The sequence below is a fragment of the Streptomyces sp. GD-15H genome, from assembly GCF_045291515.1.
In the GTDB taxonomy this organism is placed as follows: domain Bacteria; phylum Actinomycetota; class Actinomycetes; order Streptomycetales; family Streptomycetaceae; genus Streptomyces.
The window spans coordinates 3,150,359-3,166,275 of the sequence record NZ_CP149447.1 but is presented as its reverse complement, the minus strand read 5'-3'; the positions used below and the strand labels follow the sequence as shown (position 1 = coordinate 3,166,275).

The window sequence follows — 15,917 nt, the reverse complement described above, 5'->3', positions numbered from 1 at the left end:
GTGCCGGCCGACGCCGAAGGCCCGGCCCCACGGGTGCGGGACCGGGCCTTCGGGGTGGTGCGTCAGGCCTTCGTGGGCTCCGCGGTGGCCGCCGCGGCGGCCTTGCGGGTGCGACGGACCCTGGGCTTCGCCTCGGCCGCCTCCGCCTCCGGTGCGGCCTGCGCCGGGATGTCGGCGGTGGTCGCGGCGGTCTCGGTGGTCGCGGCGGCCTTGCGGGTGCGGCGCGGCTTGGTCTCGGCGGCTTCGGCGGTGTCGAGCGCGGTCTCGGCGGCGGCTGCCGTCTTCCGGGCACGCCGGGGCTTCGCCTCGGCCGTGGCGTCCGCCGCGGCCTCCGGCTCCTGCAGGGCGGTGGCGGCCTTGCGGGTGCGACGGACCCTGGGCTTCGCCTCGGCCGCCTCCGGGGCGGATTCGGTGGTTCCCTCGACGCTGTCCACCACCGCCTCGGCCGCAGGAGCCGCAGTGGCCGTAGCAGCCGTGGCCTTGCGGGTTCGGCGGCGGCGCGGCGTCGACAGGGTCTCCGGAGCATCTCCGACTGCGCTGTCCTCGGCCGTCGCGACAGCCGACTCGGCAGGCTCGACGGACTGCGCGGGCTCGGGGGACTGCGCGGGCTCGGGGGACTGCGCGGGCTCGGGGGACTCGACCGCGGTCACCGGGACGGTCGTCGCCTCGGCGACGGACCCACCGCGCGTACGGCGACGGCGGCGCGGGGTGCGGGAAGCGGTATCGGCCTCATCGGTGCCCTCGACGGCCGGGGCCGCCGGCTGCGCCGAGTCGCCCAGCGGGGCACCGCTGCGCGTACGGCGACGGCGGCGCGGCGTACGGGCCGGACGCTCATGCTCGGCGGGCCGGGAGTCGTCCCGGCCGCTCCGGTCGTTGCGGCCACCGCGCCCGCCGCGGCCGCCCGGCTCGCCCAGGTCCTCCAACTCCTCCGCGTCGAGCCCGGCGCGAGTGCGCTCCGAGCGCGGCAGGACACCCTTCGTGCCCTCGGGGATGCCGAGGTCGGTGAACAGGTGCGGGGAGGTGGAGTACGTCTCCGGCGGATCGCTGAAGCCCAGATCCAACGCCTTGTTGATCAGCTGCCAGCGCGGGATGTCGTCCCAGTCGACCAGCGTGACCGCCGTGCCCTTCGCACCCGCGCGGCCCGTACGGCCGATGCGGTGCAGATACGTCTTCTCGTCCTCGGGCGACTGGTAGTTGATGACGTGCGTCACACCCTCGACGTCGATGCCGCGGGCGGCGACGTCGGTGCAGACGAGCACGTCCACCTTGCCGTTGCGGAAGGCGCGCAGCGCCTGCTCGCGGGCGCCCTGGCCGAGGTCGCCGTGGACCGCGCCGGAGGCGAAGCCGCGCTGCTTGAGCTGGTCGGCGAGGTCGGCGGCGGTGCGCTTGGTGCGGCAGAAGACCATGACCAGGCTCCGGCCGTCGGCCTGCAGTATCCGCGAGACCAGCTCGGGCTTGTCCATGTTGTGCGCGCGGTAGACGAACTGCGTGGTGTTCGCGACCGTCGCGCCCTCGTCGTCCGGCGTGGTGGCGCGGATGTGCGTGGGCTGCGACATGTAGCGGCGGGCCAGCCCGATGACCGCGCCCGGCATGGTGGCCGAGAAGAGCATGGTCTGGCGGCGCGCCGGCAGCAGGTTGATGATCTTCTCGACGTCGGGCAGGAAGCCCAGGTCGAGCATCTCGTCGGCCTCGTCGAGGACGAGGGCCTTGACATGCTTCAGGTTCAGCTTCTTCTGCCCCGCCAGGTCGAGCAGCCGGCCGGGGTGCCGACGATCACGTCGACGCCCTTCTTCAGGGCCTCGACCTGCGGCTCGTAGGCCCGGCCACCGTAGATCGCGGTGACGCGCACATTGCGCACCTTGCCGGCGGTCAGCAGGTCGTTGGTGACCTGCGTGCACAGCTCGCGGGTGGGAACGACGACCAGCGCCTGCGGGGTGTCGGTGAGGTCCTCGGGTTTCGCGCGCCCGGCCTCCACGTCCGCGGGGACGGTCACGCGCTCGAGGAGCGGGAGGCCGAAGCCGAGCGTCTTTCCGGTGCCGGTCTTGGCCTGGCCGATGACGTCCGTGCCCGACAGGGCCACGGGGAGCGTCAGCTCCTGGATGGGGAAGGGGGTGACGATGCCGACGGCTTCCAGGGCTTCGGCGGTCTCGGGGAGAATCCCGAGCTCTCGGAACGTAGTCAGGGTGCTGCCTCTTCTGTGTGCGCGGTGCGAGGCGAGCGCGGGGGGTCGTCTATGGACCGTGCCGGGGACGTCGGCTGCCTTACGGGGATGCCGTAGGGCACGGGACCACTGCCGACGCTCTAGCGCTCGTACCGCTGAGGGTCCCTCCGATCGTCGTACGCGATGTGCCGTACGGTCAGGGAGAGCGGTCGGGGCGGAGCCGATCGGGCCTCCGACCGGGCATCCTCATACATACGCCCTGCCGAATACATCAGAGTATTCGGCAGGCGCATTACCACCATACCCCGGATTCGCGCACACGCCATGGGCGATTTGGCCACGTAGTCGTCATCGCACCTGCTGACCAGCACCTTCCGGCTCCCGATGAGCGGGCTATTGTGCGGTTTATGACGAGCTCTGACAAGCCTGACCACGCCGAGGACACCCCCGACACCCCGGCCGCACCCACCGGCGTCGCCGCCCTGGACTGGACGGCCGCCTCCGCCGACCCGCAGTACCGCGCCGCCGTCGTGGATCTGCTCGGCGCGCTCGCGTACGGAGAGCTCGCGGCGTTCGAGCGGCTCGCGGACGACGCCAAGCTGGCTCCCACGCTGGAGGACAAGGCGGAGCTGGCGAAGATGGCGTCGGCCGAGTTCCACCACTTCGAGCGGTTGCGCGACCGGCTGGCCGAGATCGGCGAGGAGCCGACCGCCGCCATGGAGCCGTTCGTCGCCGCGTACGAGGGCTTCCACAAGCAGACGGCGCCCTCCGGCTGGCTCGAGGGCCTCGTCAAGGCCTACGTCGGCGACTCCATCGCCAGTGACTTCTACCGGGAGGTCGCGGTCCGGCTGGACTCCGACACCCGCGCTCTGGTGCTGACCGTGCTCGACGACACCGGGCACGGCGGCTTCGCCGTGGAGAAGGTGCGCTCGGCGATCGACGCGGACCCGCGCCTGGGCGGACGGCTCGCGCTGTGGGCGCGTCGGCTGATGGGTGAGGCGCTGTCCCAGTCGCAGCGGGTGGTGGCCGACCGGGACGCGCTGTCGACGATGCTCGTCGGCGGTGTCGCGGACGGCTTCGACCTCGCAGAGGTCGGCAGGATGTTCTCCCGGATCACCGAGGCCCACACCAAGCGAATGGCCGCCCTGGGGCTGGCGGCCTGAGAACCGGTCAGGTCCCGTACCGGCGTCGGCGGCCGTCAGGCGGTCGCCGACCGGCCGCGGAGCCTCCCCGCGGGGCGCAGCAGCAGTGACACCGAGGCCGCGGAGACGATCACGGCGCCGAACAGGACCGTCAGCGGGCTGCTCGCGTCCAGCGCGCTGTGCGTGATCAGCGCGCCGAACACGGCCCCGGCCACACCGGTCGACAGGACCAGCGCGCGGGCGGGGAGGCGGTGCGGCAGGCGGCGCGTGGCCGCCCACGCCAGGGCCAGGCCGAGGATCGCTGAACTGAGCGCTTCCAAGAGCATGTCGGGGTCCCTCCCACATGGCCGGCCTGATCGCATCGGTCGTAGCCCGTCTTACCCCTGACCTGCGAAATCCAATCCTCCTCCGCGTGCGACCTGTGCTCCGTCCGTGAAGAGCGGGGTGGCGGGAGACAGCGGGGGAAACGGCCGGTGACGTAGGGGAGAACAGCAAGGGAGAGGGGCTGAACGGTTCAACAACGGGGGAGGGACGCGGAAAGGCCCGGCGGTATCGGAATTCCGAAACCGCCGGGCCCTTGCCCTGTCTGCCGGTCGTCGCCTACAGCGCGCCGAAGCCCACTTTGCGCGGGGCCGGCTCGCCGATCTCGACGTACGCGAGACGGTCGGCCGGGACCAGGATCTTGCGGCCGTGCTCGTCCACGAGGCTCAGCAGCTGCGACTTCCCGGCCAATGCCTCGGCCACCACGCGCTCGACCTCCTCGGCACTCTGACCGCTCTCCAGAACGATCTCGCGGGGCGCGTGCTGCACGCCGATCTTGACCTCCACGGCTATGTCCCTCCGACGGTCAGTGAAGTGCGCGACCTTCCGCGCCGTACCCAGCACACATTAGCCCGGTGAGGGGACGCGCACGCTCTGCCCCCGCAACGCCAGGAGCGAACACCCGACGGGAACAAACGACCACCCCCGCGCGCCCGGCGGCGCTCCTGGAGGCTGTCAGAACTGCTGCTCGTTGCCGTGCAGCGGGAATCCGGCGATGCCCCGCCAGGCCAGCGAGGTCAGCAACTGCACCGCTTGGTCGCGGGGCACGCTGCGGTCGCTGTGCAGCCATGACCGCGCCACCACCTGGGCCAGACCGCCCAGCCCCGAGGCGAGCAGCATCGACTCCTCGCGCGACAGACCGGTGTCCTCGGCGATGACGTCGCAGATTGCCTCGGCGCAGTCGTTGGTGACCCTGTCGACGCGCTCGCGTACGGCGGGCTCGTTCGTCAGGTCCGACTCGAAGACCAGGCGGAAGGCACCGCCGTCGTCCTCGACGTACGCGAAGTAGGCGTCCATGGTCGCCCGTACGCGCTGTTTGTTGTCGCTGGTCGACGCGAGCGCGTGGCGCACCGACTGGATCAGCGCCTCGCAGTGCTGGTCCAGCAGCGCCAGATAGAGATCGAGCTTGCCCGGGAAGTGCTGGTAGAGCACCGGCTTGCTGACGCCCGCACGCTCGGCGATGTCGTCCATCGCCGCCGCGTGGTAGCCCTGCGCGACGAATACTTCCTGGGCGGCGCCCAGCAACTGGTTCCGTCGGGCACGGCGCGGCAGGCGTGTACCCTTCGGGCGCACGGTCTCTGTCTGCTCGATGGCTGTCACGCCGCCTCCCATTTTCGTCCACGTGCGGTGTGAGCCGCGCCGCCATCGTACTTTTCGGTAACCGTGGTGTGCGCGCTGAGAGCGCAGAATTTCACGTACCGGACTACGGCGAAAGCGGCACGGACGGTTTCAAAATCTGTCAAAGGGGGCAGGGTGCCGCCTCCCTCTCGTGTGATGTCGCCTTCACCGGTAGTCGTCCTCGTCGAGGGAGACGACCCGGGCCTGCTCGGCCAGGTCCGCCTCATTGGCGCGGTCGGCGTCGGCGCCGGTCAGCGGTTCGTCGCGGTCCTGCTCGAGGTCCGCGCGCTGTTCGGCCGCGTCGACCTCGGGTGCCTCGACGTCGTACTCCTGGCCCTCGCGAGCGTCCTCGGCTTCCTCGAACGTCTCGGGGTCGGTGGGGTCTACGGCCATGGCTGGGCTCCCTTCCTATGAACGTCCCCGGAGAGTGCAGGGGCCACATGCGGGTGCCCTCGGTATGAGCCTAGGAGACACCCGATCCGGACGCTATGCGATCCGCGATCGGGTTGTGACACGGTGCGCACGGCGGAGTCGACGGTGGCCGACCGGTGCCGGCGCCGCCCCTGTGACCGCGAACACATGAGTCCCCGCGTGATCGTCTCGTAACATTGCGGCATGTCTTCGACCGACCTGCCGTCCGTGCCGCCCGCGACCGTGCTACCCAGGGTGGCCGCCGTCAGGGTCGCGGAGGGTGAGCGCCTCAGATCGGTCGAACTGCCCGGCGTCACCCTGTCGGTGCGGTCGAGGCCGCCCGCGCGTGAGGGCCTGCCGCCCGCCCTCCACATCCACGGGCTGGGAGGGTCGTCGCAGAACTGGTCGGCCTTGATGACGCACCTGGACGACGTCGTCGACAGTGAGGCCGTCGACCTTCCGGGCTTCGGTGACTCGCCGCCCCCGGACGACGGCAACTACTCGATCTCCGCGCACGCGCGCGCGGTGATCCGTTATCTCGACTCGTCCGGGCGCGGTCCCGTGCACCTCTTCGGCAACTCGCTCGGCGGTGCGGTCGCCACCCGCGTCGCCGCCGTACGCCCCGACCTCGTCCGCACGCTCACGCTCGTGTCACCGGCCCTCCCCGAGCTGCGGGTGCAGCGCACCGCGGTGCCCACGGGACTGCTGGCGGTGCCCGGGGTGGCCCAGCTCTTCACCCGGATCACCCAGGGGTGGTCGGCGGAGCAGCGAGTCCGCGGCATCGTCGCGCTCTGCTACGGGGACCCCGCGCAGGTGTCGCCGGAGGCGTTCCGCAACGCCGTGCAGGAGATGGAGCGGCGAATGCGGCTGCCGTACTTCTGGGACGCCATGGCGCGCTCCGCGCGGGGACTCGTCAACGCGTACACCCTGGGTGGTCAGCACGGTTTGTGGCGCCAGGCCGAGCGGGTGCTCGCGCCGACGCTGCTGCTGTACGGCGGCCGGGACCAGCTCGTCGGCTTCCGCATGGCCGGGCGCGCGGCCCGCGCGTTCCGCGACTCCAGACTGGTCACCCTGCCCGACGCGGGGCACGTGGCGATGATGGAATATCCCGAGATCGTGGCCGCCGCTTTCCGTGAACTCCTCGTGGACACAACGGATTCAGTGGCTGAGGGGGATACTTTGGAGCCGGGCGCGAAGGGCGCCCCGGGCTCGGCCGCCGACACCGCTGCGGACGAGACCGCCGACGGCGGGGCCACCGCCGAGAACCTGAGGGGCTGAGGCACCACGTGGGACGCCACAGCCGTCGTGGACCCGCCCCCAAGGGCGGCACCGCGGATCCGACGGCGGCACGTGCCGACCGGGAGGCCCGGGGCGGCCGGGGAGGGGCCTGGCCGGACGGTCGGCGCGAGGGCCGTCCGGGGCAGGGGGCGACCTTCGACGGAACCGGGGTGCACGGCCCGGTTCCGTCCGGTCGTGGAGTGCCGGGTCACGGCCCGCCCGCGGGATACGGGACCCCCGCTCACGGGGTGCCGCGCCTGCCGGACGGATGGCTTCCGGACGGGACGCCCGCGCGTGGAGTGCCGCGGCTGCCCGACGGCACCCCCGCTCACGGCGTTCCGCGCGTCCGTGGCGGCGGCCATCCCGAACAGCGGGAACCCGGCGGTGGCTGGGGCGAGTTGAGGGGGAAGGACCCGGCAGCCGGGTACCCGGGGCATCCCGGGCCGGCCAGTGGCGGCGTGCCCCTGCCGCGACAGCGTCAGGCGCCCCCCGGGGGGCCGCGGGGCCCGCGACAGGACTACCTCGACGCCTTCGACGAGGGGGACGACCTCTTCACGCCCCGCGACACGGCCCGCCGGACCTCCGCCACGGACTCCGCGTACCCGGCGGACTCCCACGCCGCCGTCACCGACTGGGACACCGCGTCGGCCGCCCGCGCCCCGGCCGACCTCCACGACGACGCGCCACCCGCCGGGGCGCCGACGGAGACCAAGGGCGCCAAGGGGCGCGCGTTCACCGGGATCGCGGCCGCCGCCGTCACCACCGTGCTGGCCGTGGTCGTGGCCGGCCAGGTCGCCGACGAACACGATGCCGCCGACGACGTACAGGCGCAGTCCGTCACCGGTCAGGCGGCGCACGACGTCCGGGACTCCGGTTCGCGCGGGGGCGAGCGGGACGACGCCTCGGGGGCGTCGTCCGGCGCCGGGCCGCTGACGTACGCGCAGAAGATGGAGAAGAGGTACCCGATCGCCGACTCCCGCGCGGGCTCGGGGAAGTTCGACGCGATCCCCGGAATCGACCACGCGCAGGGCAAGGGGCAGAAGATCACCTACCGCGTCGATGTGGAGCAGGGGCTCGGCCTCGAGGGCCAACTCTTCGCCGAGGCGGTGCGGCGGACGCTCAACGACAACCGAAGCTGGTCGCACAACGGCGCCCGTGTCTTCGAGCGCATCCACTCGGGCCGCCCCGACTTCGTCATCACCCTCGCCAGCCCCGAGACGACCGCCGACTGGTGCGCCAAGTCCGGACTCGACACCACGGTGGACAACGTCTCCTGCGACTCGGCGGCCACCGAGCGCGTGATGATCAACGCGTTCCGGTGGGCGCAGGGCGCCGAGACGTACGGCGACGAGCTTCTCGCCTACCGCCAGATGCTGATCAACCACGAGATCGGCCACCGCCTGGGGTACAACCACCTCACCTGCGACAAGGACGGCGAGCTGGCCCCGGTCATGCAGCAGCAGACCAAGTTCCTCGACCACGGTGGAATCAGCTGCCGGCCGAACCCCTGGCCGTATCCGAAGGGCTGACGCACCGGCCGGGCGCACCGGGCGCGCCCGTCGCCGTTTGATCGCATAGCGCCACCAAACGCGCCCCGTGCGAGAAAGTTACGACTGTTCACCCCTTGTGGTGGTGCGACGGACAACCGTCCATCACACCCCCACCTTGTCCGCATACGTTCGTCCCGCTGCGAGCCGCCGGGCCAACGGCGGCTCCCCATACGGGAGATCGGGGGTGCACTCGTGCGCATCGGACTGCTTACGGAGGGTGGCTATCCGTATGTGGGCGGTGACGCCGGATTCTGGTGCGACCGTCTCGTGCGCGGACTCGGGCACCACGAGTTCGACGTCTACGCGTTCAGCCGCAGCGAAGCCCAGGAGGACGCCGGCTGGGTGCCGCTGCCGCCGCAGGTCACCAGGGTGCGTACCGCGCCGCTGTGGGCGGCCGAGGATGACGGGGTGGTGTACGGCAGGCGCGCGCGCCGCCGCTTCATCGAGCACTACGGCGAACTCGCCGCCGTGCTCAGCGCGGCGGACCCCGCGACGACCCGTGCCCCGGCCGAGGCGGACCGTTTCGCCCACGCGCTGTACGGCCTTGCCGAGCTCGCCCACGACGAGGGCGGTCTCGGCGACGCTCTCCGCTCCGAGACCGCCGTACGAACCCTGGAGCGCGCCTGTCGTGCGCCCCGCGTGCTGCGCGCCGCGCGGGAGGCCCGGGTACCGGACCTGCTGGCCGTGGCCGCCCGTCTGCACCACGCCCTGCGCCCCCTCTCGCTCGACTGGTACGAGGAGGACGGGCTCGGCGCGGTCGACCTGTGCCACGCCGCCTCCGGCGGCACGGCCGCCCTGCCGGGCCTGCTCGCCGGCCACTTCTTCGACGTCCCCCTGCTGGTGACCGAGTACGGCGTACGGCTGCGCACGCACTACCTGACCCGCCCGGACGCCCCACCCGCGGTCCGGTCCCTGCTCGCGGCCTTCCACGGCCGGCTCGCCGCCGAGACCTACCGGCGGGCCGCGTTCGTCACCCCGGGCAACACCCACGCCCGCCGCTGGCAGGAACGCTGCGGTGCCGACCGGGCGAAGATCCGCACCGTCTACCCCGGTATGGAAGCCGCGCCCTTCGCGGAGGCGGAGGAGTCCCCGGAGCGCGCGGATCCGCACACCCTCGTGTGGATCGGCCGCGTGGAGCCCGCCAAGGACCTGGTCTCGCTGCTGCGCGCGTTCGCCGGCATCCGCGAGGAAGAGCCCAGGGCCCGCCTGCGGATCATCGGCGGCCCGACCGGCCCGGAGGGTGCCGCCTACCTCGAGCACTGCCGGGCGCTGGCCGCGAGGCTCTTCCCGGACGGGGCCGAGGGCCCGCACTCCGCCAGCGCCGGCCCGGTGTCCTTCGAGGAGAGCGGCGACCCGGAATCCACCGGCCGGGCCGAGGCGTACGCCTCGGGCGCCGTGATCGTCCTGTCGAGTGTCGTGGAGGGGTTCCCGGCCGGTCTCGCCGAGGCGATGCTCACCGGCCGCGCGACGGTGTCCACGGACGTCGGCGCGGTGGTCGAGGTCATCGGCGGAACCGGTCTCGTCGTACCGCCGCGCGACCCGCGGGCGCTCGCCGAGGCCTGCGTGACGCTGCTGCGCGACCCCGAGCGCCGTGCGCGCCTCGGCGCCGCCGCGCGCGCCCGCGCACTCGAACTGTTCACCGTCGAGCAGAACGTCGCCGCGTTCCACGACCTGTACCTGGAGATCGTCGCACGGAGCCCGGTCCACCGCGTCCTCCTGAACGGCACCGGTGACCCCCTGCCCTTCGCCACCCCCGCCGAGGTCCACGTCCCCGGCGACTGGTCCGGTCCCGCCTCCCGCCCGCCGTCCCGCACCGTCCCCGCCTGGGCCACCGACGCCGCCGTGCGGGCCACGGACATCCCGGTGCCGGTCACCCCGGTGCAGGCCACACCACTGGTCCCCGCGACGGAGGCGGCGCGATGACCGGACTCGACGAACTGGACCGGGAGCCGGCCCGGCCCGCCACCAACCGCCCAGACACCGCCGACCCCGTGAAGGCGCTGCTGCACCGCCACCGTGAGTTGTGCGAACGCGCGGTGGACCCCCTGGAGATCGCGGCCGGCCTGGAGGCGCACGGCGTCACCGACCGGACCGCCGCACGCTTTCGCCACCGGGACGTCTTTTCCCTCGCGGAGGAGCTGTACGCCCGGATCCCCCGTGACCACGACACCCCCAGCCCCTCCGCCACCGCCGCTCCCGAGGTGCGCGCCGGCTGGATCGCCCTCACGCTGCTCCCCGGCGCCCTCGGCGTCGCGTCGGTGACCGCCCTGCGCCTCATCCAAGGCCAGACCCGTCTCTACGCGGTCGCCGCGGGAGTGCTCGCCGTCGCCCTGGCCGCGCGCGCGGCTCTGCGCCGGGGCCCGCTGAGCGCCGCCCGCCCGCCGGCCTCGGGCACGGCGACGTGGACCTGCTGGCTCATCGGCTACGCCGTCCTGGGCGACGGCCTGCTCCACGCCGCGATCACCGGCGGCCCCGACGGCCCGCCCACCGGTGCCGCCGACGGCGACTGGCCGCTCACCGTCGCTCCGGCCCTGGCCCTCACCCTGGTCTGCGCCCCCGGTGCCTGGCTCGCCCACCTGCTCACCGTGCGAGCCCGCCGCAGACTCGCGTCCAGCCGAGGCCTCGAAGACTTCACCGCCTCCGTACGCCCCCTGCTGTTCGGCGTCCTCACGCTGTTCCTGTGCGCTCTGGCCGTTCTCCTCTCCCTCTGCGCGGCGGCCCTGGACGAACCCTTCACCCACTCCGAGGCGCTCTCCCTGGGCGCCCTCCTCTTCCTGGCCCGTCTCCTCACCCTCCACGGCTTCACCCGCGCCCCGAAGGTGATCCTCGTCGCCGCCGCCCTGGCACAGGCAGCAGCCCTGGCCACGGTCTTCGCGGCCCGCCTCCCCGGCTGCGGCGCGCTGGCCGCGCCCGTGGAGAGCCTGGTCACCGCCTGGGGGCCCACCGCCGTCCCCACTCTCATCTGCGGCGCGGCGGCCCTGACCCTCCTGATCCACGCAGCCCGCACACTCACCCGAGCCTCGGCGCACGCCCAGCCGCAGGCACCACTCCAAGGAGATCCCACATGATCACCCGCCCAGCAGCCTCGGCCGCCACAGGAGCCGCCCGATGAGAGTTCTGCTGATCGGAGCCAACGGGTACATCGGCCGTTTCGTCGCCGACCGTCTGCTCGCCGACCCGGCCGTCCAGCTCACCGTCCTCGGCCGCGGCGACGACGCCGACGTCCGCTTCGACCTCGCCACCGGCAGCCCCGGCGCGCTCACCCGATTCCTCGACGCCGTCCACCCCGGCGTGGTGGTCAACTGCGCCGGTGCCACCCGTGGCGGTGCCCGCGAACTCACCCGGCACAACACCGTCGCCGTCGCCACCGTCTGCGAGGCCCTGCGCCGCAGCGGCTGCGGCGCCCGCCTCGTACAGATCGGATGCAGCGCGGAGTACGGCCCCAGCCAGCCCGGTTCCTCCACGGCGGAGGACGCCGTCCCCCGTCCAGGCGGCCCGTACGGTGTCAGCAAGCTCGCCGCGACCGAACTGGTTCTCGGCTCCGGGCTGGACGCCGTGGTCCTGCGGGTCTTCTCACCCGCCGGGCCCGGCACCCCCGCCGGCTCCCCGCTCGGCCGCCTCGCCGAGGCGATGCGCCGCGCCATGCAGTCCGGCGACGGCGAACTGAAGCTAGGCGGTCTCGGTGCCCAGCGCGACTTCGTCGACGTCCGTGACGTGGCCCGCGCCGTGCACGCCGCCTCGCTGTCCGCCGCACAGGGCGTCATCAACATCGGTTCGGGCCGAGCCGTCCGCCTGCGTGACGCCGCCGCGGTCCTCGCCCGCGTGGCCGGATACGGCGGTGTCCTCCACGAACTCGACGGCCCGTCCGGCACTCACGTCATCCACGGCGGCCACGTCACCCACACAGGCCACACCGCCCACACCCCGCATCTCAGGCCGGGCATCGGCCATCCGCGGAACGAGTCCGACCACCAAGGGGCGTCGGTCGCGTACCCGTACCCGGACGGCTGCGGCAGCTGGCAGCAGGCGGACGTGCGCACCGCGCGCGACCGGCTCGGCTGGCGCCCCAGAACCAACCTCGAGGAGTCCCTCGCCGACATCTGGATGGAGGCGGCATGTCGTATCTGATCCCCCGGCTCAGGCCCGGCACCGGTATCCGTACCGGCTTCGGCGTCCCCGGCCTGGCGCACCCCCTCCTCGCCCCGGCCGAGTGGAAGGCACTCACCCGCCCGGGAGACGGAAGCCCTCTGCACTGGGTCGTCCTGAACGTGGCCAACGGACCCGGCGTACAACCCGACCCGCACTGCCTGGAGGCGGCCTGGCCTGCGCAACGCCGGTGTCCGCATCCTGGGTCATCTCGACTCGGCATATGGCTTGAGAGGTTTCGGCGAGCTGATCTCGGACGCCCACCGGTTCATCGACTGGTATCAGGCCGACGGATTCCTCCTGGACCGCTGCCCCGCGGACCGTGCCGCGCTCCCCGAGGTCCGGCGCACGGTCGGCACGCTCCGGGGAATCCGTGGCGACGCCCACATCGTCCTCGGTCACGGCATCCACCCGCACCCGGGCCACGCCGAGATCGCGGACCAACTGGTCACCTTCTCCGGTCCGTGGAGCGACTACCGCTGGTCGCAGGTGGCGGAGTGGACCGCCGACCATCCGCCCGAGCGGTTCTGCCACATCGTCCACGGAGTGCCCGGCCCGCACTTGGAGGAGGCGCTGCGCATCGCCCGCTGGCAGGGCGCCGCGACCATCTACTTCACCGACCGCACGGACCGCGACGGCCGAACCGGTCCCTGGGAACCGCTGCCCGGTTACTGGGACGATCTCGTCTCGCGGATCGGGATGGGTGTCTCGGAATGAAAAAGGCCATGGCACTGTTGGGGGGAGGACAACTGTAGTGATTGACCGACCAACGGAGTCCCCGTGTCGTTGCCACCCCTGGTCGAGCCGGCCCCGAGCTCACCGTAGACGAGGTTCGCAGGTACTCCCGCCACCTGATCATCCCCGATGTGGGGATGGACGGGCAGAAGCGGCTGAAGAACGCCAAGGTGCTGTTCGTCGGCGCCGGTGGCCTGGGTTCGCCAGGGCTGATGTACATGGCCGCGGCGGGCGTGGGCACGCTCGGCATCGTGGAGTTCGACGAGGTCGACGAGTCGAACCTGCAGCGGCAGGTCATCCACAGCCAGGCCGACATCGGCCGGCCGAAGGCCGAGTCCGCGCGAGACACGATCAAGGGCATCAACCCCTACGTGAACGTGGTCCTGCACGAAGAGCGGCTCGAGGCCGACAACGTGATGGACATCTTCAGCGGGTACGACCTGATCATCGACGGTACGGACAACTTCGCGACCCGCTACCTGGTCAACGACGCGTGCGTGCTGCTGAACAAGCCCTACGTCTGGGGCTCGATCTACCGCTTCGACGGCCAGGCCTCCGTGTTCTGGTCCGAGCACGGTCCCTGCTACCGCTGCCTCTACCCGGAGCCCCCGCCCCCCGGCATGGTCCCCTCCTGCGCCGAGGGCGGCGTCCTGGGCGTGCTGTGCGCGTCCATCGGTTCCATCCAGGCCAACGAGGGCATCAAGCTCCTCGCCGGCATCGGTGAGCCGCTGGTCGGCCGCCTGATGATCTACGACGCCCTGGAGATGCAGTACCGCCAGGTCAAGGTCCGCAAGGACCCCGACTGCGCGATCTGCGGCGAGAACCCGACCGTCACCGAACTCATCGACTACGAGGCCTTCTGCGGCGTCGTCTCCGAGGAGGCCCAGGCGGCGGCCGCCGATGCCACGATCACTCCCAAGCAGCTCAAGGAGTGGATCGACGAGGGCGAGAACATCGAGATCATCGACGTCCGCGAGCCGAACGAGTTCGAGATCGTCTCCATTCCCGGCGCCCGGCTGATCCCGAAGAACGAGTTCCTCATGGGCAACGCCCTGGAGGCCCTTCCGCAGGACAAGAAGATCGTCTTGAACTGCAAGACGGGTGTCCGCAGTGCGGAAGTTCTCGCGGTCCTGAAGTCCGCGGGCTTCGCCGACGCCGTCCACGTCGGCGGCGGCGTGGTCGGCTGGGTCAACCAGATCGAGCCGACGAAGCCGATCTACTGACCCCGGGTCACCACCGCGATGTCGGCCTGATCCGCACGAGAGGCCGAGGCGGGGGCCTCGCGCACCACGGGTGCGCGAGGCCCCCGCCGTTGTCATGAGCAGACCTTGCCGTCCTTCGGCACCGTGCCGTCCAGCAGATACGCGTTCACGGTGGAGTCGACGCAGTCGCTCCCACTGCCGTACGCGCCGTGGCCCTCGCCCTTCCAGGTGAGCACGACCCCCACGTCCTTGCCCAGTTCGTCCGCCATCCGCCGGGCACCCTCGTACGGGGTGGCCGGGTCGCCGGTGTTGCCGATCACCAGGACCGGCGCCGCACCCGGCGCGCTCACCTCCGGGGTGTCGTGTCGGCCCGGCACCGGCCAGTCGTGGCACCAGCCCGCCATGTCCCAGCCGAGGGACGACCCGAACACCGGCGAGATCCGCTCGAACTCCGGCAGCAGCTTCTTCGTCTGCGCCGCCGTCGGCCGCTGCCTGTCGTCCGAGCACGATATGACCCGCTGCGAGTGGGTCGTCGTGCCGTAGTGACCCGACGCGTCGCGTTCGTTGTAGCCGTCGGCCAGCGCCAGCAGTTCCGAGCCGTCCCCCTCTTCCGCGGCCCGCAGGGCGCTGGTCAGCGCCGGCCAGCCCTCCTTGGTGTACAGCGGGAGGACGATGCCGGTCAGCGCCAATGTCTGGGTCAGCTCCCGGCCGGCCGAGGACGTGGGCAGCGGCTCGGCGTCGATCCGGTCCAGCAGCTCCGCGACCTCGCGCGTCCCCTGCTCGGGATCCCGCCCGGTGGACTTCAGATAGTTGTCCAGCGCGCGCTGGAAACCGCGCGCCTGGTTCTTGGCGTGCCCCACCGTGTCGGCGGTCGGGTCGACGACCGCGTCGAGGTTCATCCGGCCCACCTTCTCGGGGAACAGATGGGCGTAGACCCCGCCGAGTTCGGTGCCGTACGAGATCCCGAAGTAGTTCAGCCTGTCGTCGCCGAGCGTCTGCCGGATGTGGTCCAGGTCGCGGGCGGTGTCGGCGGTCGACACGTGTGCCATCAGCTTGCCCGCCGCCTCCTGGCAGCCTTGCCCGAAGTCCGCGGCGTCCCTGAGGTAGGCCCGCTCCTCGGCCGGGGTGTCCGGGGTGGTGTCCACCGACTCGGCCGCCTGGATCTCCCCGTTCTCCCGGCAGCGGATGCCCTCGCTGGCGGCCACTCCCCGCGGGTCCCAGCTCACCAGGTCGTACCGCTCGCGCAGCTTCGAGACGTTCGCGGCGTAGGAGGGCATCATGGACACGCCGGAGCCACCGGGGCCGCCGAAGTTGAACAGCAGCGACCCGAGGCGGTCGCCTCCCGTGGCCTTCGCCCGGATCAGGGCCAGCCCGATCGTCTCGCCGTCCGGTTCCGACCAGTCGAGCGGCACCTCGAGCGTGCCGCACTGCCAGTCGTCACCGGGGGCGGGCGCGCCGCCGGAGGCCTCGCAGCGCCCCCAGTCGAGCGCCGCCCTGCCGCTCTCGTCATCGGACGAGCCGCCGCTGCACCCCGCCGTCAGGAGCGCGGCGGAGACCGCCAGAGCCGTCCACCGTACGAAACGCGTCATGTGCCACATCCCCCCTCGCGGGCCGTCCGCACCGTGCGGCGGAT

At 72.2% G+C, this 15,917-nt stretch carries 12 protein-coding genes and 3 pseudogenes; 8 read left to right on the top strand and 7 right to left on the bottom strand.

Annotated features, from left to right (window positions below; genetic code table 11):
* Window positions 1-62: 62 nt before the first annotated feature.
* On the bottom strand, window positions 63-1,406 hold the full coding sequence (locus WJ438_RS14580) for a helicase-related protein (protein ID WP_406729690.1): 1,344 nt from the start codon (window positions 1,404-1,406) through the stop codon (window positions 63-65).
* A 240-nt stretch (window positions 1,407-1,646) separates the two neighbouring features.
* Window positions 1,647-2,080, bottom strand: a pseudogene (locus WJ438_RS14575) (DEAD/DEAH box helicase); the annotation flags it as partial.
* 488 nt (window positions 2,081-2,568) lie between these two features.
* On the opposite strand from WJ438_RS14575, the gene WJ438_RS14570 reads away from it, so the two are divergent.
* A complete protein-coding gene (locus tag WJ438_RS14570; protein ID WP_406725622.1) occupies window positions 2,569-3,324 on the top strand; it encodes a ferritin-like fold-containing protein in 756 nt (251 codons plus the stop codon).
* A 35-nt stretch (window positions 3,325-3,359) separates the two neighbouring features.
* Here the strand turns inward: WJ438_RS14570 and WJ438_RS14565 are convergent, their stop codons facing one another.
* From WJ438_RS14565 to WJ438_RS14550, 4 genes are all read right to left on the bottom strand, one after another.
* A complete protein-coding gene (locus WJ438_RS14565; protein ID WP_406725621.1) occupies window positions 3,360-3,629 on the bottom strand; it encodes a hypothetical protein in 270 nt (89 codons plus the stop codon).
* A gap of 274 nt (window positions 3,630-3,903) precedes the next feature.
* Window positions 3,904-4,131 carry a DUF3107 domain-containing protein gene (locus WJ438_RS14560; protein ID WP_019522837.1) on the bottom strand — a complete coding sequence of 76 codons (228 nt, stop codon included), beginning with the start codon at window positions 4,129-4,131 and terminating at the stop codon, window positions 3,904-3,906.
* A 168-nt stretch (window positions 4,132-4,299) separates the two neighbouring features.
* The gene (locus tag WJ438_RS14555; RefSeq protein ID WP_406725620.1) at window positions 4,300-4,944 is read right to left on the bottom strand and encodes a TetR/AcrR family transcriptional regulator; all 645 of its coding nucleotides are present in this window, start codon (window positions 4,942-4,944) and stop codon (window positions 4,300-4,302) included.
* A gap of 183 nt (window positions 4,945-5,127) precedes the next feature.
* Complete coding sequence (locus tag WJ438_RS14550) at window positions 5,128-5,355, bottom strand: hypothetical protein (RefSeq protein ID WP_406725619.1); 228 nt, start codon at window positions 5,353-5,355, stop codon at window positions 5,128-5,130.
* A 222-nt stretch (window positions 5,356-5,577) separates the two neighbouring features.
* Here WJ438_RS14550 and WJ438_RS14545 point away from each other — a divergent pair, with 222 nt between their 5' ends.
* The 7 genes and pseudogenes from WJ438_RS14545 (at window position 5,578) to moeZ (ending at window position 14,305) form a co-directional block, all read left to right on the top strand.
* Window positions 5,578-6,651 (top strand): alpha/beta fold hydrolase, encoded by a 1,074-nt coding sequence (locus tag WJ438_RS14545; RefSeq protein WP_406725618.1) that lies wholly within the window; start codon window positions 5,578-5,580, stop codon window positions 6,649-6,651.
* Between the two features lie 8 nt (window positions 6,652-6,659).
* Window positions 6,660-8,180: a DUF3152 domain-containing protein gene (locus WJ438_RS14540; protein WP_406725617.1), complete on the top strand. Its 1,521-nt coding sequence runs from the start codon at window positions 6,660-6,662 to the stop codon at window positions 8,178-8,180.
* A 213-nt stretch (window positions 8,181-8,393) separates the two neighbouring features.
* Window positions 8,394-10,124, top strand: a complete 1,731-nt coding sequence (locus WJ438_RS14535; protein WP_406725616.1) for a DUF3492 domain-containing protein — start codon at window positions 8,394-8,396, stop codon at window positions 10,122-10,124.
* Window positions 10,121-11,269 carry a hypothetical protein gene (locus WJ438_RS14530; RefSeq protein WP_406725615.1) on the top strand — a complete coding sequence of 383 codons (1,149 nt, stop codon included), beginning with the start codon at window positions 10,121-10,123 and terminating at the stop codon, window positions 11,267-11,269. The genes WJ438_RS14535 and WJ438_RS14530 overlap by 4 nt, the downstream gene beginning before the upstream one ends.
* A gap of 40 nt (window positions 11,270-11,309) precedes the next feature.
* Window positions 11,310-12,329 carry an NAD-dependent epimerase/dehydratase gene (locus tag WJ438_RS14525; RefSeq protein WP_406725614.1) on the top strand — a complete coding sequence of 340 codons (1,020 nt, stop codon included), beginning with the start codon at window positions 11,310-11,312 and terminating at the stop codon, window positions 12,327-12,329.
* Window positions 12,317-13,064 (top strand): annotated as a pseudogene (locus tag WJ438_RS14520) (spherulation-specific family 4 protein). Before WJ438_RS14525 ends, WJ438_RS14520 begins: the two are co-directional and overlap by 13 nt.
* Before the next feature lie 63 nt (window positions 13,065-13,127).
* Window positions 13,128-14,305: pseudogene (gene moeZ, locus WJ438_RS14515) on the top strand (adenylyltransferase/sulfurtransferase MoeZ).
* A gap of 92 nt (window positions 14,306-14,397) precedes the next feature.
* Here the strand turns inward: moeZ and WJ438_RS14510 are convergent.
* Complete coding sequence (locus WJ438_RS14510; protein ID WP_406725613.1) at window positions 14,398-15,873, bottom strand: alpha/beta hydrolase; 1,476 nt, start codon at window positions 15,871-15,873, stop codon at window positions 14,398-14,400.
* Window positions 15,874-15,917 lie beyond the last annotated feature (44 nt).